This window comes from Nitratireductor sp. B36, from assembly GCF_020833685.1.
GTDB lineage: Bacteria > Pseudomonadota > Alphaproteobacteria > Rhizobiales > Rhizobiaceae > Nitratireductor.
Window position 1 is genome coordinate 320,934 of record NZ_JACKZY010000004.1, and the last position, 18,357, is coordinate 339,290.

The 18,357-nt window shown below is 58.6% G+C and carries 19 protein-coding genes; 13 read left to right on the forward strand and 6 right to left on the reverse strand.

Features of this window, described 5'->3' with window-relative positions; translation table 11 throughout:
• Window positions 1-142: 142 nt before the first annotated feature.
• Window positions 143-790, forward strand: a complete 648-nt coding sequence (locus H7H48_RS17825; RefSeq protein WP_229450406.1) for a helix-turn-helix transcriptional regulator — start codon at window positions 143-145, stop codon at window positions 788-790.
• Window positions 757-1,413, forward strand: a complete 657-nt coding sequence (locus H7H48_RS17830; protein ID WP_229450407.1) for a thermonuclease family protein — start codon at window positions 757-759, stop codon at window positions 1,411-1,413. The genes H7H48_RS17825 and H7H48_RS17830 overlap by 34 nt, the downstream gene beginning before the upstream one ends.
• Before the next feature lie 23 nt (window positions 1,414-1,436).
• On the opposite strand, the gene H7H48_RS17835 is transcribed toward H7H48_RS17830, so the two are convergent.
• Entirely contained in the window at window positions 1,437-3,092 is a 1,656-nt protein-coding gene (locus H7H48_RS17835; RefSeq protein ID WP_229450409.1) for a lysine--tRNA ligase, read from the reverse strand.
• Between the two features lie 146 nt (window positions 3,093-3,238).
• Between H7H48_RS17835 and H7H48_RS17840 the strand changes: the two genes are divergently transcribed.
• The gene (locus tag H7H48_RS17840; protein ID WP_229450410.1) at window positions 3,239-3,652 is read left to right on the forward strand and encodes a tellurite resistance TerB family protein; all 414 of its coding nucleotides are present in this window, start codon (window positions 3,239-3,241) and stop codon (window positions 3,650-3,652) included.
• A 61-nt stretch (window positions 3,653-3,713) separates the two neighbouring features.
• Window positions 3,714-4,541, forward strand: a complete 828-nt coding sequence (locus tag H7H48_RS17845; RefSeq protein ID WP_229450411.1) for a sterol desaturase family protein — start codon at window positions 3,714-3,716, stop codon at window positions 4,539-4,541.
• Here H7H48_RS17845 and H7H48_RS17850 read toward each other — a convergent pair.
• Window positions 4,535-5,242 carry a transporter substrate-binding domain-containing protein gene (locus tag H7H48_RS17850; protein WP_229450412.1) on the reverse strand — a complete coding sequence of 236 codons (708 nt, stop codon included), beginning with the start codon at window positions 5,240-5,242 and terminating at the stop codon, window positions 4,535-4,537. The two genes, H7H48_RS17845 and H7H48_RS17850, sit on opposite strands and share 7 nt — an antisense overlap.
• Before the next feature lie 160 nt (window positions 5,243-5,402).
• On the opposite strand from H7H48_RS17850, the gene H7H48_RS20115 reads away from it, so the two are divergent.
• Both H7H48_RS20115 and H7H48_RS17865 read left to right on the forward strand, forming a co-directional pair.
• Window positions 5,403-6,434: an autoinducer binding domain-containing protein gene (locus H7H48_RS20115; RefSeq protein ID WP_305082532.1), complete on the forward strand. Its 1,032-nt coding sequence runs from the start codon at window positions 5,403-5,405 to the stop codon at window positions 6,432-6,434.
• Window positions 6,435-6,679: 245 nt separating this feature from the next.
• Window positions 6,680-8,617, forward strand: a complete 1,938-nt coding sequence (locus H7H48_RS17865) for a glycosyltransferase (RefSeq protein WP_229450414.1) — start codon at window positions 6,680-6,682, stop codon at window positions 8,615-8,617.
• On the opposite strand, the gene ppk2 is transcribed toward H7H48_RS17865, so the two are convergent.
• Complete coding sequence (gene ppk2, locus H7H48_RS17870; RefSeq protein ID WP_229450416.1) at window positions 8,594-9,493, reverse strand: polyphosphate kinase 2; 900 nt, start codon at window positions 9,491-9,493, stop codon at window positions 8,594-8,596. The genes H7H48_RS17865 and ppk2 overlap by 24 nt on opposite strands.
• A gap of 122 nt (window positions 9,494-9,615) precedes the next feature.
• Here ppk2 and H7H48_RS17875 point away from each other — a divergent pair, with 122 nt between their 5' ends.
• Both H7H48_RS17875 and phoU read left to right on the forward strand, forming a co-directional pair.
• Window positions 9,616-10,842 (forward strand): ATP-binding protein, encoded by a 1,227-nt coding sequence (locus H7H48_RS17875; RefSeq protein WP_229450418.1) that lies wholly within the window; start codon window positions 9,616-9,618, stop codon window positions 10,840-10,842.
• Between the two features lie 103 nt (window positions 10,843-10,945).
• Window positions 10,946-11,662: a phosphate signaling complex protein PhoU gene (phoU, locus tag H7H48_RS17880; RefSeq protein ID WP_229450420.1), complete on the forward strand. Its 717-nt coding sequence runs from the start codon at window positions 10,946-10,948 to the stop codon at window positions 11,660-11,662.
• Between the two features lie 62 nt (window positions 11,663-11,724).
• Here the strand turns inward: phoU and H7H48_RS17885 are convergent, their stop codons facing one another.
• The gene (locus tag H7H48_RS17885; protein WP_229450422.1) at window positions 11,725-12,111 is read right to left on the reverse strand and encodes a RidA family protein; all 387 of its coding nucleotides are present in this window, start codon (window positions 12,109-12,111) and stop codon (window positions 11,725-11,727) included.
• A gap of 119 nt (window positions 12,112-12,230) precedes the next feature.
• On the opposite strand from H7H48_RS17885, the gene H7H48_RS17890 reads away from it, so the two are divergent.
• Window positions 12,231-13,094, forward strand: coding sequence for a LysR family transcriptional regulator (locus H7H48_RS17890; protein WP_229450642.1), 864 nt, complete (start codon window positions 12,231-12,233; stop codon window positions 13,092-13,094).
• Between the two features lie 70 nt (window positions 13,095-13,164).
• On the opposite strand, the gene H7H48_RS17895 is transcribed toward H7H48_RS17890, so the two are convergent.
• Complete coding sequence (locus H7H48_RS17895; protein ID WP_229450423.1) at window positions 13,165-13,680, reverse strand: GcrA family cell cycle regulator; 516 nt, start codon at window positions 13,678-13,680, stop codon at window positions 13,165-13,167.
• A gap of 374 nt (window positions 13,681-14,054) precedes the next feature.
• Here H7H48_RS17895 and H7H48_RS17900 point away from each other — a divergent pair, with 374 nt between their 5' ends.
• Genes H7H48_RS17900 through H7H48_RS17910 form a run of 3 tightly spaced genes read left to right on the forward strand, consistent with a single transcriptional unit; the run spans window position 14,055 to window position 17,168 of the window.
• The gene (locus H7H48_RS17900; protein ID WP_229450424.1) at window positions 14,055-15,248 is read left to right on the forward strand and encodes an aspartate aminotransferase family protein; all 1,194 of its coding nucleotides are present in this window, start codon (window positions 14,055-14,057) and stop codon (window positions 15,246-15,248) included.
• 19 nt (window positions 15,249-15,267) lie between these two features.
• Window positions 15,268-16,185, forward strand: coding sequence for an ornithine carbamoyltransferase (argF, locus tag H7H48_RS17905; RefSeq protein ID WP_229450643.1), 918 nt, complete (start codon window positions 15,268-15,270; stop codon window positions 16,183-16,185).
• On the forward strand, window positions 16,167-17,168 hold the full coding sequence (locus tag H7H48_RS17910) for an Hsp33 family molecular chaperone (protein ID WP_229450425.1): 1,002 nt from the start codon (window positions 16,167-16,169) through the stop codon (window positions 17,166-17,168). The genes argF and H7H48_RS17910 overlap by 19 nt, the downstream gene beginning before the upstream one ends.
• On the opposite strand, the gene apaG is transcribed toward H7H48_RS17910, so the two are convergent.
• Window positions 17,161-17,553: a Co2+/Mg2+ efflux protein ApaG gene (gene apaG / locus H7H48_RS17915; protein WP_229450426.1), complete on the reverse strand. Its 393-nt coding sequence runs from the start codon at window positions 17,551-17,553 to the stop codon at window positions 17,161-17,163. The two genes, H7H48_RS17910 and apaG, sit on opposite strands and share 8 nt — an antisense overlap.
• A 191-nt stretch (window positions 17,554-17,744) precedes the next feature.
• Here apaG and H7H48_RS17920 point away from each other — a divergent pair, with 191 nt between their 5' ends.
• Window positions 17,745-18,350, forward strand: a complete 606-nt coding sequence (locus H7H48_RS17920; protein WP_229450427.1) for a CDP-alcohol phosphatidyltransferase family protein — start codon at window positions 17,745-17,747, stop codon at window positions 18,348-18,350.
• Window positions 18,351-18,357 lie beyond the last annotated feature (7 nt).

Genomic DNA, 18,357 nt, shown 5'->3' on the forward strand with positions numbered 1-18,357 from the left:
GATACTGATGCCGGAACCGAGCTGAGCCCGGGATATTGCCTCCAGTAGGCAAGCATGGGTTTATGGACAAGTTCCAGAACCAGCGGTAAAACAAGAAACAGGTATTTTTTCCTGTTTCCAAGGTCCCGGAAGGATGGGTAGCGTGCTTTCGCACGACAAGGTTTGGGCAGCCATAGACGCACTGGCTGTGCGTCACTCGCTTTCCGCCTCCGGCTTGGCCCGGAAGGCAGGTCTGGATTCGACTGCCTTCAACAAATCCAAGCGGCTTTCGGCGGATGGCCGCCCGCGCTGGCCTTCGACAGAATCCCTATCGAAGATCATGGAGGCGACCGGCACCACGATCTGGGAGTTTGTCGCGCTGTTACAGCACGAGGGCAAACCATCCGAACCCTATGAACAGCCTTCATCCAGCGTTCCCCTGATTGGCTTTGCACAGGCCGGAGCAGGCGGGTTTTTCGACGATGCGGGTTTTCCGTTGGGAGAAGGTTGGGAGCATGTCGATTTGCCTGGGCCGGCACATGAGGGAGCCTACGCGCTCCAGGTGCAGGGCGAATCCATGATGCCGTTGTATCGCGACGGCGATACGCTGATCGTGGACCCGACCGCGCGCCTGCGCCGTGGCGATCGCGTGGTGGTCAAGACTGCCGATGGCGAGGTGATGGCAAAGGTTCTTTTGCGTCAGACGAACCGGCAGGTGGAACTGCTTTCGCTCAATCCGGATCATCCCAATCGCGTTCTGGAAAAATCGCAGATGGAATGGATGGCACGCATCATCTGGGCAAGTCAGTGATGCGCGGGCCGGTGCGTCGCCGCATTCGGCTTATGGTCGCCGCCGTGATGCTTGCGTCCCTGGGGCTTGGTTCCGCAGCAGCTCAGGACTCGCGGCAGCCGCGTATCATCGCGCCCGAACTCGTGGCCCCACCCCCAATCGATGCCACCGGATTGAAGCGTACAGAGCCGCGCACACCCTTGAGTGAGCTGGGAGCGCCCGCACCTGAACCAAAGCCTCAGGACACGCTTTACTATCGGCCGATCGCAATCGCCGCGGGAATGTTTGAATCCGAGGGACACACCATCACCGTTGCCGGCATCCGCGTCATCGCTCCCGATCAGGTCTGTGATGCAACGGATGGCGGCGCTTGGCCCTGTGGCAAGCGTGCCCGTACGGCGTTTCGGTACTGGTTGCGCGGGCGCGCAGTGGAGTGCCACATTGGGGAGAATGCAGAAGAGGCGGCCGCTGGGGAAGAGAGCGAGAGGCCGATGCGCTGTTCGCTTGCAGGCTATGATGTCGGGACGTGGCTGGTGGAAAACGGCTGGGCGCTGTCCCAGGCGGAAGGCCCTTACGCGGAAGAGGAAAAGGCGGCCCGCGATGCCGGCAAGGGCATCTTCAGCGGCGGGCCGTCTGGTTCCTGATCTGGCGCTGCGGACGACTTCGCCTACAGCCCGCCGTCCAGCGCTGCAGTGATCAGGGCACGCGTTTCCGCGATCCCGTAAAGTGCTGCGAAGGAGCCGAAGCGCGGGCCTCGTTCCTGACCCAAAAGGACCTGGTAGAGCATCTGGAAGAAAGCAACCGAAACACCGGGGCCCCCATTCGGACTCTTGCGCTTGTGGTCCTGATAGCGCTCGATGCCGCGGGCCACATCCAGTATGGCGTTCTGGATCGCTTCGCCGTCGGCATCCGAGGGCAGGGCGGCAAGGGCATCGTTGATCCCGGCCAGTGCTTCTCGTTCGACCTCATCAGGCGCACGGAATGCCTTGGATGGCTTTACGAAATCCTCGAAATAGCGCAGCGCGTAGCCGGTAAGGCGGTCGAGCTCGGGATGTGTCTGCGGTGTGACACCGGGCGCATAGCGAGAGATGAAGCCCCAAAGGACATCCGTATTCTGCGCGTTGGATGCGCTGACGAGATTGAGCAGCAGCGCAAATGGAACAGGGAGTTCTGTGGCCGGCGGATTGCCGTCATGAATGTGCCAGACGGGATTGCCGAGCCGGTTCTTCCAGTCCTGACGGTCATAGGCTGACAGGAAGGTGTAATACTCGTCCACCGCGCGCGGGATCACGTCGAAATAGAGCTTCTTGGCCGCCTTCGGCTTCTGGAACATGTAGAGCGAAAGGCTCTCGGTCGGCGCATAGGAAAGCCATTCGTCGATGGTCAGACCATTGCCCTTGGATTTGGAGATCTTCTGACCGTTCTCGTCCAGGAACAGTTCGTAGTTGAAGCCTTCCGGCGGCGCCTTGCCCAGTGCCGTGCAGATCTGCGCCGCCAGCTTGACGCTGTCGATCAGGTCCTTGCCGGACATTTCATAGTCTACGCCCAGGGCCGCCCAGCGCATCGCCCAGTCGGGCTTCCACTGCAGCTTGCAATGGCCTCCGGTCACGGGCGTTTCGAAGAGTTCGCCGCTCTCGGGGTCGCGCCAGACAATGCTGCCTGCATCGACCTTTCGCTCCTCAAGTGGGACCTGCATCACCACGCCCGTCTTCGGATGGATCGGCAGGAAGGGCGAATAGGTCTGCGCCCGTTCCTCGCGCAGCGAAGGCAGCATGATGTCCATCACCGCGTCGTAGCGCTCGAGCATGGTGAGGAGCATTTCGTCAAAACGCCCCGAAGCGTAATACTCGGTCGAGGATGCAAACTCGTAGTCGAAGCCAAACTGATCGAGGAAAGCGCGCAGCCGCGCATTGTTGGCGGCACCGAAGGATGGATATTCGTTCGAAAACGGATCCGGCACCTGAGTCAGTGGCTTGCCCAGGTGGGAGCGCAGCATTTCCTTGTTGGGCACGTTGTCCGGGACCTTGCGCAGCCCGTCCATGTCGTCGGAAAAGCACAAGATCTTGGTCTTGACCTTGCCCTCGGTAAGCACGCGAAACGCGTGCCGCACCATGGAGGTGCGGGCCACCTCTCCGAAGGTGCCGATATGCGGCAGGCCCGAAGGGCCGTAGCCGGTTTCAAACAGGACGGTTTCAGGGAAGCTGCCGCCTTCGTAGCGTTTGACGATTTTGCGCGCCTCTTCGAAGGGCCATGCTTTGCTCTCGGCTGCGGCCTCCATCACTTCAGGCGTCAATTCAAGCGCGTCTTGGCTTGCCGTCGTCATGTCGCTTTCCAGGGTTCGGGTTTCATCAAAAGCAATGCCTGTAAGGCGGCTCAGGCGGTGCGTCAATCGAAGCGGCGATTTTTCATTGCGACATGACGCCCGGCTACCTACCTTCAGGCTCCATTGTTTTGCCAGCGGAGATTGATATGGCCGAGCCGACCGCCCAGGAAGCCCTGATCTATTTGATGGTTGTCATGTCGGCCGCTGACCGAGACATGACCGATGCGGAGCTGGCGATTATCGGAGACACGATTCGCTCCTGGCCGGTATTCAGGGATTTTGATGACAACCGCATTATCGAAGTGGCGCGCCAGTGTCAGCAGATACTTCAGGAAGACAGCGGGCTCGAGCGTATCCTGAATGCGGTTCGCGACACCGTGCCGGCGAAACTGCACGACACGGCTTATGCGCTGGCGGTCGAGGTCGCGGCTGCCGACATGCATGTGGAGCCAGAAGAAAAGCGCATGCTCCACATCGTGCGCAGCCGGCTGCATCTGGAGCCGCTCGTGGCCGCCGCCATCGAACGAACGGTTCAGGCCCGCAAACGGGTACTTGCCTGACGTGATGCCCACTCAAGCGCATGTGACTGGCGTTTGATCGGCATTGCGGAATAATGGCGCCATGACCTCGTTTCTGTTCTCCGAAGCAGCAATCCGTCTTTTCGCTTTCATCGGCATATTCGCGGCCATGGGGCTTTACGAGTTGTGGTCGCCACGTCTGGAACGGCCGGAAATGACAGGCGCGCTGAAATCGCGCCGGTGGTTTGCCAACCTCTCCATGGTTCTCATCTCTTCGGTGATGCTAAGGGTGGTTTTCCCGGCGGCAGCCGTGGGCGCTGCGCTTTGGGCGGAAACCCGCGGCATGGGGCTCTTCCACGGCATTGTGGCCATCGATCCGCTTCTCGCGGGACTGATCTCGTTTGTCGTGCTGGATTTTGCGGTCTGGCTCGAACATGTGGCAAGTCACAAAATTCCTGTTTTGTGGCGTATTCACCGCATGCATCATGCCGACAATGGTTTTGACGTGACCACAGGTCTGCGTTTCCATCCGCTCGAAATCCTTCTGTCGATGGTATGGAAGGCGATCATTGTGGTTCTTCTTGGCGCGCCAGTTCTCTCCGTTCTGTTGTTCGAAATCGTCCTGAATGGCATGTCGATGTTCAACCACTCGAACGTGAAGCTTCCGCTCAGGCTTGATCGCCTTGTCCGGAGGTTTGTGGTGACCCCGGATATGCATCGGGTCCATCATTCTACGATAAGGCAGGAGACGGATTCCAATTACGGTTTCAATTTCCCGTTTTGGGACCGCTTGTTTGGCACCTACATCGCCCAACCGAAGCGGGGCCATGAAGGCATGGATATCGGGCTCTCCGCCTATCGTGGTGCCTTTACCGCGACCCTTGTCTGGATGCTTGCGCTGCCATTCCGCTCATTGGGTCGGGGTCAGTAGAAACCAACAGGAAAATAGCGCAGATAGATATCGGTGAAACGACCGCTCGCATTGATGCTGTGGAGGGCGAAATCAATGGCTTGCGCAAGTTGAGGCATATCGCGTGGTACGGCGATCGCCAGACCCTGCCCCAAATATTCGGGCGCGAGATACGGTCCACCCGCAAAAGTGCAGCAATTTTCGGAATTCTGGCCCGCGAGCCAGAAACTCAGTTTTACCCCATCGCCGAAGACGGCATCGATACGGCCCGATTTCAAATCGTCGAACAGCCAGCCGGTCCGGCTGTAAACGACACTCTGCGCCTCTGGAAAGAGATCGCGCAACAGCATTTCGTGAGCGCTGGCGCCGAGAACACCAACCCGTTTGCCGGCGATGGCCGTGTGAAGCGGTTCAGTCAGTTTCTCTCCGCGTCGCGTGACAAGCCGTGCAGGAAAGCGCAGATAAGGGCGTGAAAACAGGTAGCGCTCTCGATTTTCGGCTGTGATCGCCATCCCCGCGATAATCGCTTCGCCCTGTCTGTTCTCGAGGGCTGTATCGAGCTCATCCCAGGGTAGAGCCTGGACCTGGCAACGCTCCATGATCTCAAGCTCGGCGCAAATCTCCCGCGCGAGATCGACATGAAGCCCGCTGAGACGGTTTTCAGCGTCCAGATAGTTGAAGGGGAAAAAATCGACTGTGGTCAGGAAGCGCAGCCTCGCCAAGGCAGAAAGGTCCGGCCTTGATTGCCGTTGCTTGGGCTCCCAAAAACCCGGAGGAGCGGCGTCCTCTGCTGAAGTGGTCTGCGTCGGATACAAGAAGAATAAGGCAAGCGCGAGCTGAAGAACGAATAGTTTCATTTCCTTTACCGTATAGCCGGCAAATATGTTGAAAGTTTTTTGCGCGCAAAGTTTTGTGGGCCGCTCTTTAACATCGTTATATTCTTCCTTCACAGCGGTATATAGTCGTCAAATGACGCGTGAAAATTCTGCGCGGGGGACGGTAAGACGGCGGGGACGAATACATATGTTCGATTTTGGAAGGACACGGGCCTTTGTTCAACAAATTCAGAAAGCCCGCAGCCCGTTGGCCATTTGCAATACACTCATCTCGTTTACGGAAAACTACGGTCTTCATGCTGTTTGCGCGGGCACACTTCCCGCGAAGGGGAGTACAGCTGGCGATCAGGTCGGGCACATCGTGCTCAGCAGTTGGCCGGCGGAATGGATCGACCGCTATGTTTCGTGCAACTACATCTTTCATGATCCGATCGTAGACCATGCGCGTCAAAGCGGAAATGCCATTTTGTGGCGTGATATTCTGAAGAAGCATGATGCCTCCCGCAAAACCTCGAAATTCTTGAGCGAGGCGCGGGAGTTCAAGCTTGCTGATGGCATCGCCATGTCATTCACCACGCTGGAGGGAACGCAGGTCGTCATGTCCTTTGGCGGCGAGCAGGTGGAGCTGTCGCCGAGTGAGATGCAGATGCTCTCATTCGCCTCTTCCTACGCGATCGGCCACGCGCTGAGTTTACGTGGCAAGGATCGTTTCGCCGAACTGGAAAGGTTGGAGAAAGAGTGCCTGCAATTGGCGATCCGTGGCCGATCAGTCACGGAAATTGCCGAGCGGCTCGGCGTGACCGAAGATGAGGTGAGCGACAAGATCCGGCGTGCGAGGCAGAAGATCGGACCTGGACATGCACTGTATCGGCAAGGGGGAGCGCCGCGCCTGACGCCGCGCGAGAAGGAATGCCTTCAATGGGCGGCATTTGGAAAATCCGAATGGGAGGTCTCTCAGATACTTGGCATCTCAGAGCATACGGCGGAAAAGCATCTGCTCAATGCCAAGACGAAACTTGGGGCTTCAAATCGAGTTCATGCAGTTGCAGAGGCTATACGATGCGGCGTTCTGGACTGAAGTCGAACTTCAGGCGAGATCTCCTTCTTTATATATTCTTACATAAGTTGCGAAAAATAAGGTATTGTGATGCTATAGTTGAAATCTAGCGGGGAGTTGGGGGTTATGGGGCGTAATTTCCTACTGGTGCGTGAGATGTCGTATGGCAGCTTCCGGAATGGTGCGCGAGCTGCTGTCGGCAGAACAGATTTTAGCGAAAACAGTGCTTTGAACCACAGGTCGGTCGTTTGATGGGATGATCGGTCATGGGTCATCTCTCCGCAGGCCGGACGACTCCAAATAATGCCAAGGGCGCAAGCGAAGGGGATGAGTTAGCCAGCGTCGCAGCGCCGTCTGCTGTTACGGACTGGCTTCCGATCCTGAAAATCCTCTCAATCGATGAAGAAGAGGCCTACCGGGTGGAAGCGCGGGCCAAAATGGCCGGTGTGTGTTTCCAGACGGAACTCTTGTCGTCCGGGCTTGTGTCCGAGCGGACTTTGTTCATGGCGCTTGCTCAACATCTCGGACTTGCCTTTGTGCAACGCGTGGATCCCAATGCGCTTGTCATGCGTGAGAAACAGGGCCTCGCCGCGCTCGGGCGGCGCGGAGGGGCCCGTGTGAGCCTCATTGTCGACGAGCGTGGACTGTCTGTAGTGCTTATTGCTCCGGACAAGCTGAACATTCCGGCCTTGAGATCGTTTGTACAGCGATATCCCCGCGCTTCGACACGCATCCGGGTGGTTCAACCCACCGTATTGAGAGACGCTATTTCAACGCGGTCTCAAAAGGCGCTTATGCGCATTGCCACGGAAGAACTGTTTTCCATTGCGCCGGACATGTCGGCGCGCTTTGTCGCCAATGCCTGGCAGGGCGCGGTGCTGGGGGCGGCACTTGTTTCTTTGGTCTTCGCTGCCTTTTATGCGCCTTGGCCAACGCTTCTGGTGTTGCATGGTCTGTTTTCACTGGCGTTTTTCTCGTGCGTTCTCCTGAGAGTTGTCATCCGTCTTGGCGGGCGCACACGTGCCGAAGCGTCTTTCGCAACCGTCCACCCGGCGGAAATGCCCGTCTATTCGGTGTTGATCGCCCTCTATAAGGAAGCAGAGATCATCCCCGATCTGCTGATCGCTCTCGGCAAAATTGTCTGGCCTCGCGCAAAGCTTGAGATCAAGCTGGTCTGTGAACAGGATGACGGCGAGACACTGGCGGCACTCCGTGCTCAGGAACTGCGTCCCTATATCGAGGTGATAGAAGTGCCCGCGGGTGGCCCGCGCACAAAGCCGAAAGCTTTGTCCTATGCGCTTCCAATGACGTCGGGAACCTTCGTTGCCCTCTATGATGCCGAGGATCGCCCACACCCGTTCCAGCTTGTCGAAGCCTGGCATGCCTTTCGCAATTCCGACGAGCATCTTGCCTGTGTGCAGGCACCTCTAAGCATTTCCAATCGACGTGAAAGCTGGGTGTCATCGATGTTCGCGCTCGAATACGCAGCACTTTTTCGTGCCGTGCTGCCATGGCTGGCGCGACGCGGTTTCATGATGCCGTTGGGTGGCACGTCAAACCACTTCCGCCGATCAGCGCTTGAGGCAGCGGGCGGGTGGGATCCCTATAATGTGACGGAAGATGCGGATCTCGGTGCTCGCCTTTGTCGGTTCGGGTACCGGACGGACGTCATCTGGAATGCCACCCAGGAGGATGCGCCGACAGACATTCGCACCTGGCTGCCTCAACGCACCCGGTGGTTCAAGGGGTGGGTTCAGACCTGGCTTGTCCATATGCGCAATCCGTTCGCGACCCTTCGAGAGCTCGGAATGCCCTCCTTTCTGGTCATGCAGGTGCTGTTTGCAGGCATGGTTCTGTCGGCGCTGGCCTATGGTGTGTTCTGGGCGACCACCATCGGGATCGGTGCCTACTGGATTTTCGGTGGCGTCTTCAGGCCTGCGGAAAGCCTGTTGTTGATCATCGATACCGCGAATGTCGTTTTAGGGCATGCGGCCTTCTTGATGCTGGGCTGGTCGACGCTTCATAAAACTGAAAGACCGGGTTTCTGGAAGCGCGTTTTATGGACGCCTGCTTACTGGTGCCTGATGTCGGTCGCCGCCTGGCGTTGTGTCTGGCAGCTCTACTGGAATCCTCACCACTGGGAGAAGACGCCACACAAAAGGCGCCATCAGGCGCCGGCATCACTCCAGAAACCCAGGGCCTGATCCAATGATCAGCTGATCCTCCTGCCCTATGGCCTCAAGGTCACGACCGTCATAGGGGATTGCCAGGAGCATGCGGCGGATGACCGCCAGGCGTGCCCGTCGCTTGTCGTTGGCGCGCACGATTGTCCATGGCGCATGGGCGCTATGCGTACGCTCGAGCATGAGATCGCGCATACGGGTATAGTCGTCCCACTTTTTTATCCCGGCAACATCCATGGGCGAAAACTTCCAGTATTTGAGCCGGCTGTGCCGTCGGTCATGGAAGCGTCCAAGCTGCGTCTCCTGGCCGATATTCAGCCAGAATTTAAAGAAATGAATCCCGTCATTGACGATTGCGCGCTCGAAATCGGGCGTCTCATCCAGAAATTGCTCGTGTTGGGCGGGCGTGCAGAAGCCCATCACCGGCTCCACACCGCCCCGATTGTACCAGGACCGATCGAAGGTGACCAACTCTCCGCTGGTGGGGAAATGCGCAACATATCGCTGAAAATACCATTGGCCCCGCTCCGTTTCGCTGGGTTTGGGCAAGGCAACATTGCGCGCGCTGCGAGGGTTGAGATAGGCGCGAATGCGCGAAATCGTGCCGCCCTTGCCCGCAGCGTCCCGCCCCTCAAACAGAGCCATGACACGGGCGCCGCTTTTCTGCATCCAGGCCTGGAGCTTGACGAGTTCTACTTGAAGCGCCTCTAGCTGCTCCTCATAGATGTCCTTGTCGAGCTTTTCGTCATAAGGATATCCGCCGGCCGTCAGTTCCTTGTCCTTGATCCAGTCTGGCAGGTCCGGATCGTCTATGTCGAACTCCCGTTTCTTGCCGGACAGTGTCAGCTTGAAGGGTTCGATTTTTTCCAGGGCGGGGTTATCCAGAGGCTTGTTCATAAAATCGATCCTGAACCGTGGGAGTGTCCATGCTATTTGCAGCTTGATACAAGGTCCAGCGGCGAAGGCAAAGCGACAACAGGTCTGCATGACACGAACCCGGGAACGGCAGGCAGGCCCCCGTGGAAACAAAATTGGTTGGCGGCATGAGCGATGAAGAGCGGGAAGTAGGGCAGGGGAAGGTGTTGCGGCGTATCACGCAGAGCGGAACACCTTTCGCGCGGGCCCTCCATGCTTTTGTGAAGCGCGATTCCCCCGAGGAGCGCGGCGAGAAACGTTTGACCGCGCGCGGCGACATTGACTCCCTGCCTGCAGTTTATCTGGCGGCGGCAGTGCTTGATCCGCTCTATATTTTCGACGCCGGTGGAAGCATTCTTTACTCCAACGAAGCTGCGGACCTGGCCTTTGGTCCTGTTGCAAAGAGTGTGTCGTTGCGGCTGAAATTCCGCGCGCCAGAGATGCATGAGCTGGTTAGCCGGGTCATATCGGGCGAGGAACAATCGACCGCGATCAACTACGCTGAGCGGGTGCCGGTGGAGCGGGCCTACCGTGTGGTGGCAAGCCGGATCGGAAATGACACCGGCCTGTATGTGCTGATGTTCAAGGATCAGAGTGAAGCGCGCCGGATCGATAGGATGCGGGCCGACTTCATCGCGAATGCGAGCCATGAGTTGCGCACGCCGCTCGCCTCTGTCGCTGGTTTTATTGAAACGCTGCGCGGCCCTGCCCGGGATGATCCTGCAGCACGGGATAATTTCCTGCAGATAATGCAGAACCAGACTCAGCGCATGGCTCGCCTGATTGATGACCTGCTTTCGCTTTCACGACTGGAAATGAAGCCCTACCAGAAGCCGAACGTTCAGCTCGACGTGGTGGCGCTGGTGAAGGGTGTGATCGAATCCATGCGTCATATCGCCAGCGAAAACGGGGTCGACATCGTCTCCGAGCTCGGTGACACGCCGCTGTTGGTGGCGGGCCATTCCGATGAACTGGTTCAGGTGTTTGAAAACCTGCTGGAGAACGCCTGCAAGTATGGCAGTTCAGGTGAGCGGATTGTGGTTTCGGCGGATCAGGCAAGCCCCATGGACGAAGTGCGGGTTACGGTTCAGGACTTCGGGCCGGGTATCCCCGAAGAACATATTCCTCGCATAACCGAGCGTTTTTATCGCGTTGATGTGGAAACCAGTCGCACGCAGAAGGGGACAGGCCTCGGTCTGTCCATCGTCAAGCACATATTGACGCGGCATGATGCGCGATTGTCAGTCAAATCAGGAGTCGGCAAAGGAGCGATGTTCATGGTGCACTTTCCACCGGTCCCACCCTCTCCTGTCGGTGTCGAGCGCGCTTGAGCGGCACTCATACAGGGTTCACGACTTTCATTTTCCCGCCATCACGATCACATAGTAGAGGTGGGAGACAACAAAGCCGGTTTGGCTGAAGAGGAACGATATCATGCAGAACCAGCACACCATGCGGTCCTTCGACGATGAGTTGAACTACCTGTCGGATCAGATCGCAGCGATGGGTGGATATGCTGAGCGCATGGTCGCGGAATCCGTCGCAGCGCTGGTGCAGTCGGATTCAGGTCTTGCCCGAAAGGTGGTGGAAGACGACGCATTTCTCGACGCCAAGGAACGGGAGATCGGCGAACGGGCTGTCATCATCATCGGCAAAAGGCAACCGGTTGCCGACGATCTGCGCGAGATTGTCGGCGCGATCCGCATCTCTTCGGATCTGGAGCGTATCGGTGACCTTGGCAAAAACATCGCAAAGCGTGTTGTTGCCGTCACGGAAGGCAAACAGCCGGTTCGCCTCTTCCGCGGATTGGAGGCGCTTGCCAGTCTGGCGCTCACCCAGCTGAAGGAAGTGCTCGATGTTTATGCGTCCCGATCGGTTGAGCGGATCGGGTTTGTTCGCGACCGGGACGAGGAAATCGATGCGATGTACACATCGCTCTTCCGGGAACTTCTGACCTACATGATGGAAGACCCGCGCAACATCACCGCCTGTACTCATCTTCTGTTCTGCGCCAAGAACATCGAGCGTATCGGAGATCATGCAACCAACATCGCCGAGACCGTGCACCACATCGTGACAGGGCGCCAGTTGCCTCTGGAGCGTCCCAAGGAAGACCAAAGCCACAGCGTCGTTGCGGAACCCGAGGCATAGGAATGTCTTGAAACCGGGAGTGCACTGAGGCGCACCCCCGGAGGGCACGGCGGAAGGCTGCGCTATGCGTTGGCGACAGCGATGGCTTCGATTTCGATCAACGCTTCGGGAGTGTAGAGAGCCTTCACCTCAATGATGCTGTCGGCGGGGTAGGGGGCGGAAAAGAACTCCCGCCGCAAAGTAACCACGTCGGCGAAATTCCCCATGTCGGTCACGAAAATGGTCACTTTGGCGATATTGCCAAACTCCAGGCCCCCACTCTTCAGCGCCCGTTCCAGGTTCTTGAAAGCGCGGCGCCCCTGGGCCAGAAATCCGCCTTCCACGATCTTGCCATCCTCGTCATAGCCAGCCTGCCCGGAAATGAAGACGAGATTGCCGGCCTGAATTCCTTGAGAAAGGAGATAGGGGGCATAGGGATCAGGCTCGGTGTGGATTTGCTTGAGGATCATAGCTGTTCTCCATTTGAGTTGGCGGTCAGCTATGACGCAGTTAATCCACTGTTACAAAAGGCGAATTCTCAGCATATAAATGAATTTTATTCATCCATAAGGAGCTCGCCTTGTCCTGGATGCCGTTGCCCGCGTTACGCACTTTCGTCGAGGTTGCACGTTTGGGAAGCTTCAAAAAAGCAGCCCATGAACTCAATGTGACGCCAACAGCCGTCAGTCATCAGATCAGGAAGCTGGAAGAGCAACTGGGGTGTGATCTTTTCGAGCGCCAAGTGCGGCGCATTGCGCTGACCCGGGAAGGCGCTCGTCTTTATCCGGTGCTGGAGGAGGCATTTGGGCGGATCAGCGATGCATTGGATGCGGTCCAGCGGGATCTTTCTCGCAGCTCTCTGGTGGTTTCGGCAACCATGGCCGTCTCGACCTTCTGGATTGCGCCGCAGGTGGGTGCGTTCCGAGCGGCGTTTCCGGAGCTGGGCTGGCGTATTCTGGCGTCGGACGATGTGGTCGACCTTTCGGGCGGAGAAGCCGATCTCGCGGTTCGGTTCCAACGAAGCAGCGATCCGGACCTGGATAGCTTCGATCTTGCCCCCGGCAGGTTTGCGCCTGTGGCGGCGCCATCTCTTCATCCGCTCACCATTCGCAATGCGCCTCTACTTGCGTTTGAATGGATGTCACCGCACCCCGAAGCGCCCGACTGGGAAATGTGGTGGCGGGAGGCCGGCCTTGGGCGTCTCGATACCGGTCGGATTGCATGGTTTTCGGATGAAGCGCATGCCGTTCAGGCGGCAATTAGCGGTCAGGGAGTTCTTCTCGCGAATATGAGCCTGCTTGGGCGAGAGCTGGCTGCGGGTCTTCTGCATAGACTGGATGGGCCGCTTCTGCCCTATGGGCAGTTTCGCCTGGTTCGTGCCCGCAAACGACGGAGCGCCGCCGAGGAATCCGCCTGGCAATGGTGGTGTGCGGCGCTTTCGAAGATGGCCTGATCAATCGACAAAGAAAACCCGGCCGCAGGATATGCCGGCCGGGTTAGTCCAGAGGAGAGATAAGATGGGATCAGCGGCTCCTGCGCCGCTCCGAGGCAGGCTGATATGCCAGGCGCGAATGGTAGGTGCAGTAAGGCCCGCTTTCGCCCGCTTCATTGCCGCAGAAGCTGAAATCCTCAGAAAGAGGATCACCGTTCGGCCATTTGCAGGTGGTTTCGGTCAGTTGAACCAGCTCAAGCTTGCGCGAGATCGGCACCACCACATTTTCCGTCGGGCGGAGATAGGTCCGGGCCACCGGCTCCTCGTCGAACTGCGCCTGCAGGGCCGTCGCGCCAACGCTGACCGTGGTCGGCCGGGTATTGCGGGGGCGACGCGTCGTCGTCGTGCCCTGGGTCGCGGGCGCGGCCTTTTTCTGGCGCGTGCGCGGGCTTGTGGCTCGGCCCCGGCTGGACAGCTTGAGGCGGTGGACCTTGCCGATAACGGCATTGCGGCTAACGCCGCCCAGCTGTGCGGCGATCTGGCTTGCGCTCAAGCCTTCCGCCCACAATTTTTTCAAGGTTTCGACTCTTTCGTCAGTCCAGTTCATCGGGACACGCTCCTGTCCAGCGTGCGGAATCCGAATCCAGTCTCGCCCGGCCAAAGCCGAGGGAGCACCATATGATCATGGTAGATGTGGTCCGCCGCACAAAATGTAGTCTTTTTGCTTGGGCTGAAACTACCTTATCGCAAGACTCCGTGACAAGAGTCCTTACCGTAAGCTGATTCGCTTTTTGGGGTTTTCCCCAATTTGCTGGTTTTTGCTGTCACTGAGCTGTCGTGCCTGCCTGCGTTGACAGCCAAGCTGAAACAACCGATAAATCGCTCGAGTGCCGCCCCTTGGGCGGCATTTTGATTTCATTCTTCCGTGCCCGTATGTGCTCGGACCGAAAACCAATCTCAGGCTCAGCGGAGACCGTGTGGATGCGTGAATCTGCGCTTTATGGAACTTATGCTCGCCAGCCACTGGCGTTTGAACGTGGCGAAGGATGCTGGATAGAGACCGCCGAAGGCGAGCGCTATCTGGATTTCGCTGCCGGTATCGCGGTCAATTCGCTGGGGCATGCCCATCCGCATCTTGTCGCCGCGCTGACTGAACAGGCAGGCAAACTATGGCACGTCTCCAATGTCTACGAGATCCCCGGCCAGGCTCGGCTTGGAGAGCGGCTCGCTGAAAACAGCTTTGCCGACAAGGTGTTTTTCACCAATTCCGGCGCAGAGGCGCTGGAGTGCGCCATCAAGACAGCGCGCCGCTACCATCATGTGAACGGTCAGCCCGAGCGCTATCGCGTGATCACTTTCGAAGGCGCGTTCCATGGACGTACGCTGGCAACCATCGCCGCTGGCGGGCAGGCGAAATACCTTGAGGGTTTTGGCCCGAAGGTCGAAGGCTTCGACCAGGTTCCGTTTGACGATACCGAAGCCCTTTTGAAAGCGATCGGCCCCGAGACGGCCGCGATCTTGGTCGAGCCCATTCAGGGCGAGGGCGGGGTTCGCCCGATCCCCAATGCATCCCTGAGACGGCTGCGTGAAATTTGTGATCGCCATGGGCTGCTCCTTATCCTGGATGAGGTGCAGAGCGGTGTCGGGCGAACCGGCAAGCTGTTTGCGCATGAGTGGGCGGAGATCACGCCCGACCTCATGGCCGTGGCGAAGGGCATTGGCGGAGGCTTTCCGCTGGGTGCGTGTCTTGCCACAGCGGAAGCCGCAAAAGGCATGACCCCCGGCACCCACGGCACCACGTTCGGTGGCAATCCGCTCGCAATGGCCGTGGGCAATGCGGTTCTGGATGTGGTCCTCGCCGATGGCTTCATGGAAAGCATCAGCAGGAAAGGGCTTCAGTTCAAGCAGAGTCTCGCTGCCGTTGCCGATGAGTTCCCGGACATTATAGAGGGCGTCCGTGGCGAAGGCCTCATGCTCGGCATCAAATGCAAGGTTCAGAATCTGCGTCTGCTGGAAGCTCTGCGTGATCAGAAGATGCTGGTGGTGCCCGCTGGCGACAACGTGCTTCGGCTGTTGCCGCCATTGATCATCACCGAAGATGAGATCCGCGAAGCGGTGAAACGCATCCACGATGCTGCCGCTGCCGTTAGGGCGACCGAAAAAGCCGATGCTTGAGAAAACCAGGGAGACGGGCATGGCCAATGGTCTGCGCCACTTCATTGATCTGTCGACCGTTGATCCCCAGGATCTGCGTTCCATGCTCGACGATGCGCGAGCGCGCAAGGCGCGCCTGAAGGCCGGTGAACGCGAAAGGCCTCTGGAAGGCAAGGCGCTGGCGATGATCTTCGATAAGCCGTCCACCCGGACCCGCGTCTCTTTTGATGTCGGCATGCGCCAGCTTGGCGGTGAAACGATCATGCTCACCGGCACCGAGATGCAGCTTGGCCGCTCCGAGACCATCGCTGATACGGCGAAGGTGCTCTCGCGCTATGTGGATGCAATCATGATCCGCACAACGGCGCACGAGCGTCTCATCGAACTGGCGGAGAATGCTACCGTTCCGGTGATCAACGGGCTGACGGATGACACGCATCCGTGTCAGATCATGGCCGATGTTCTCACCTTCGAGGAGCATCGGGGGCCGGTCAAGGACAAGCTCTTTGCCTGGACCGGCGACGGCAACAACGTTCTGCATTCGTTAATCGAGGCTTCTGCCCGCATGGAGTTCCGGCTGAACATTGCAGTGCCCCCCGGCAGCGAGCCTATGGCGCAATATGTCGACTGGGCCCGTGCGAATGGCGGGCGGATCACGTTCACGAAAACTGCCGAGGAGGCCGTCGCCGATGCTGATTGCGTGGTGACCGACACCTGGGTGTCAATGGGGCAGGAGCATCGTGCGCGCGGCGACAATGTTTTCAAGCCCTTCCAGGTGAACGAAGCGCTGATGAAGCACGCCAAATCCGATGCACTGTTCATGCATTGCCTGCCCGCTCATCGCGGCGAGGAAGTGACTGACGAGGTGATAGACGGGCCGCATTCGGTGGTGTTCGATGAGGCGGAAAACCGCCTTCACGCGCAAAAAGCGGTTCTTGCATGGTGTTTCAACAGGTGACGAGCGAAACAAGACAATTGGGCGAATTTGGTTTCGCCGGAGACGACCACGTCGTTCCTTTCGACGTCGACCCGCTGGATGTGCGCGGTCGCGCGGTTCAGCTCGGGCCGATGCTCGATCAGATCCTCGCGCGCCACACCTATCCCGAGCCGGTTGCACGCCTGCTTGCAGAAGTCATCGTTCTGACGGTGCTTCTGGGAAGCTCGCTCAAATTCGAGGGCAAGTTCATCGTCCAGACCCGCTCCGATGGTCCGGTCGACATGCTGGTTGCCGATTTTTCCACGCCCAGCTCCATGCGGGCTTACGCGCGCTTTGACGAGACACGTCTGGAAGAGGCGATTGCAGCCGGCAAGGATGCCCCGGAAGATCTGCTTGGCGCCGGTGTTCTGGCTCTCACCGTGGACCAGGGCGCCGATATGCAGCGTTACCAGGGTATCGTGCAGCTCGATGGAGCGACGTTGGAAGACGTCGCGCGCACCTATTTCCGCCAGTCCGAGCAGATACCGACCGAGGTTCGTTTGGGTGTGGCCAAGATGGTTCTGCCGGGCGGCGAGAGCGGCGAGGAACATTGGCGCGCGGGCGGTTTGCTTATGCAGTTCCTTCCCAGCTCGCCCGAGCGTATGCGCGGCTTGGATCTTCCCGGCGGCGATGGTGACGAGGGGCACGAAGGATCCACGCATCCGCAAGACAATGCGTGGCAGGAAGCGCGGATGTTGCTTTTCACTGCGGAGATGACGGAACTCGTCGACCCCACGGTCGGTGCCGAGCGCTTGCTTTACCGTCTGTTTCACGAGCACGGTGTGCGCGTCTACGAAGGCTCCGACGTGCGCGATGACTGCTCATGTTCGCGAGACAAGATCAAGGCCGTTCTGGACGGCTTTACACCGGATGAAGTGGCCGACAGCATCGAGGATGGCGTCATACGCGTCACCTGTGAGTTCTGTTCGACCGAATATGTCTTCGATCCGAAGGATTTCAGTTGATCCGGGCCGCGGCGCCGGGGAGATCGAGCGAAAATGCGGGAATGTCAATCTCGAACAGCGCCCCGCGCGGTCCCCGCATCGTGTAGCGCCCCACCATGATGCCGGAGGGAGCGGTCAGCGGGCAGCCAGACGTATACGTGTAGCTGTCGCCCGGTTGCAGGACCGGCTGCTCTCCCACCACGCCTTCTCCACGCACCTCCTGAACCCGGCCTGTCTCGTCGGTTATGTGCCAATATCGCGCGACAAGTTGAACAGTCTCGGGCGAATGGTTTGTGATCGTGATCCGATAAGCCCATACAAAATGGCCGCTTTCCGGGTCTGACTGTGCGGGCAGGTAGCTGGGTTCAGCGCTCACTTCGATCGATTGGGTAACAGCTCTGTACATGGCTCAAACTCGCATTGCACGCACTCGAGGCAGGAAGGATGGGGCCTTCCCGTGAAAGATCAAGAGCATAGCAGAGATGTCACGGGGGATCATGCACGGGGTGCGATGATCTTTCATGACGCCATTGTGAGCGGCACGAGAGGTCGAATGGCGATAAGCATGGGGCATTGAGGACAACGCGCTGGTGAAACATGCTTGACGGTTGGGCGCATCGAAAGATCGACCCGGGGTTATCGGCCATTGCCGCTCAACTCGCGGCAGCGGGGGTGCGCGCCAATGCTGTCACCTATGCGGGGCTTGCCCTGGGGTTGGCCGCCGCCGCTCTCATTGCATATCAGGCTTTCTGGGCGGGCCTCGCCCTCATTTTGGCCAGCCGCTTATGTGACGGGCTGGATGGAGCCATTGCCAGAATTCACGGCAAGACCGATTTCGGCGGCTATCTCGACATCGTTCTGGATTTTGCCTTTTACGGAGCCGTGCCGCTCGGCTTCATCATCGTCGATCCCGGTGCAAACGCGATTGCCGGCGCTGTCCTTCTACTGGCGTTCTACGTGAACGGGGCGAGCTTCCTGGCCTACGCGATCATGGCCGAAAAGCGCGGGCTCAAGAGCGATGCACGGGGGGAGAAATCGCTGTTCTTCACCACGGGGCTTGCCGAAGCGAGCGAGACACTTGCCGTATTCGTGGCCATGTGTCTCTTACCGTCCTGGTTTCCGGTACTCGCCTTTGGCTTCGCCGCGCTGACCGCCTATACCACCGTTTCACGCATTGTTCTGGCGGGCAGGCGGTTCAGCTAGACTCCTG

Bases quoted from the DNA above. Each gene is read 5' to 3' on its own strand.
- H7H48_RS17830 (WP_229450407.1), top strand. From the start codon at position 757: ATGGATGGCACGCATCATCTGGGCAAGTCAGTGATGCGCGGGCCGGTG.
- H7H48_RS17835 (WP_229450409.1), bottom strand. From the start codon at position 3,092: ATGACGACGGCAAGCCAAGACGCGCTTGAATTGACGCCTGAAGTGATG.
- H7H48_RS17840 (WP_229450410.1), top strand. From the start codon at position 3,239: ATGGCCGAGCCGACCGCCCAGGAAGCCCTGATCTATTTGATGGTTGTC.
- H7H48_RS17845 (WP_229450411.1), top strand. From the start codon at position 3,714: ATGACCTCGTTTCTGTTCTCCGAAGCAGCAATCCGTCTTTTCGCTTTC.
- H7H48_RS20115 (WP_305082532.1), top strand. From the start codon at position 5,403: ATGTTGAAAGTTTTTTGCGCGCAAAGTTTTGTGGGCCGCTCTTTAACA.
- H7H48_RS17865 (WP_229450414.1), top strand. From the start codon at position 6,680: ATGGGTCATCTCTCCGCAGGCCGGACGACTCCAAATAATGCCAAGGGC.
- ppk2 (WP_229450416.1), bottom strand. From the start codon at position 9,493: ATGAACAAGCCTCTGGATAACCCCGCCCTGGAAAAAATCGAACCCTTC.
- phoU (WP_229450420.1), top strand. From the start codon at position 10,946: ATGCAGAACCAGCACACCATGCGGTCCTTCGACGATGAGTTGAACTAC.
- H7H48_RS17885 (WP_229450422.1), bottom strand. From the start codon at position 12,111: ATGATCCTCAAGCAAATCCACACCGAGCCTGATCCCTATGCCCCCTAT.
- H7H48_RS17890 (WP_229450642.1), top strand. From the start codon at position 12,231: ATGCCGTTGCCCGCGTTACGCACTTTCGTCGAGGTTGCACGTTTGGGA.
- H7H48_RS17895 (WP_229450423.1), bottom strand. From the start codon at position 13,680: ATGAACTGGACTGACGAAAGAGTCGAAACCTTGAAAAAATTGTGGGCG.
- H7H48_RS17900 (WP_229450424.1), top strand. From the start codon at position 14,055: ATGCGTGAATCTGCGCTTTATGGAACTTATGCTCGCCAGCCACTGGCG.
- argF (WP_229450643.1), top strand. From the start codon at position 15,268: ATGGCCAATGGTCTGCGCCACTTCATTGATCTGTCGACCGTTGATCCC.
- H7H48_RS17910 (WP_229450425.1), top strand. From the start codon at position 16,167: ATGGTGTTTCAACAGGTGACGAGCGAAACAAGACAATTGGGCGAATTT.
- apaG (WP_229450426.1), bottom strand. From the start codon at position 17,553: ATGTACAGAGCTGTTACCCAATCGATCGAAGTGAGCGCTGAACCCAGC.
- H7H48_RS17920 (WP_229450427.1), top strand. From the start codon at position 17,745: ATGCTTGACGGTTGGGCGCATCGAAAGATCGACCCGGGGTTATCGGCC.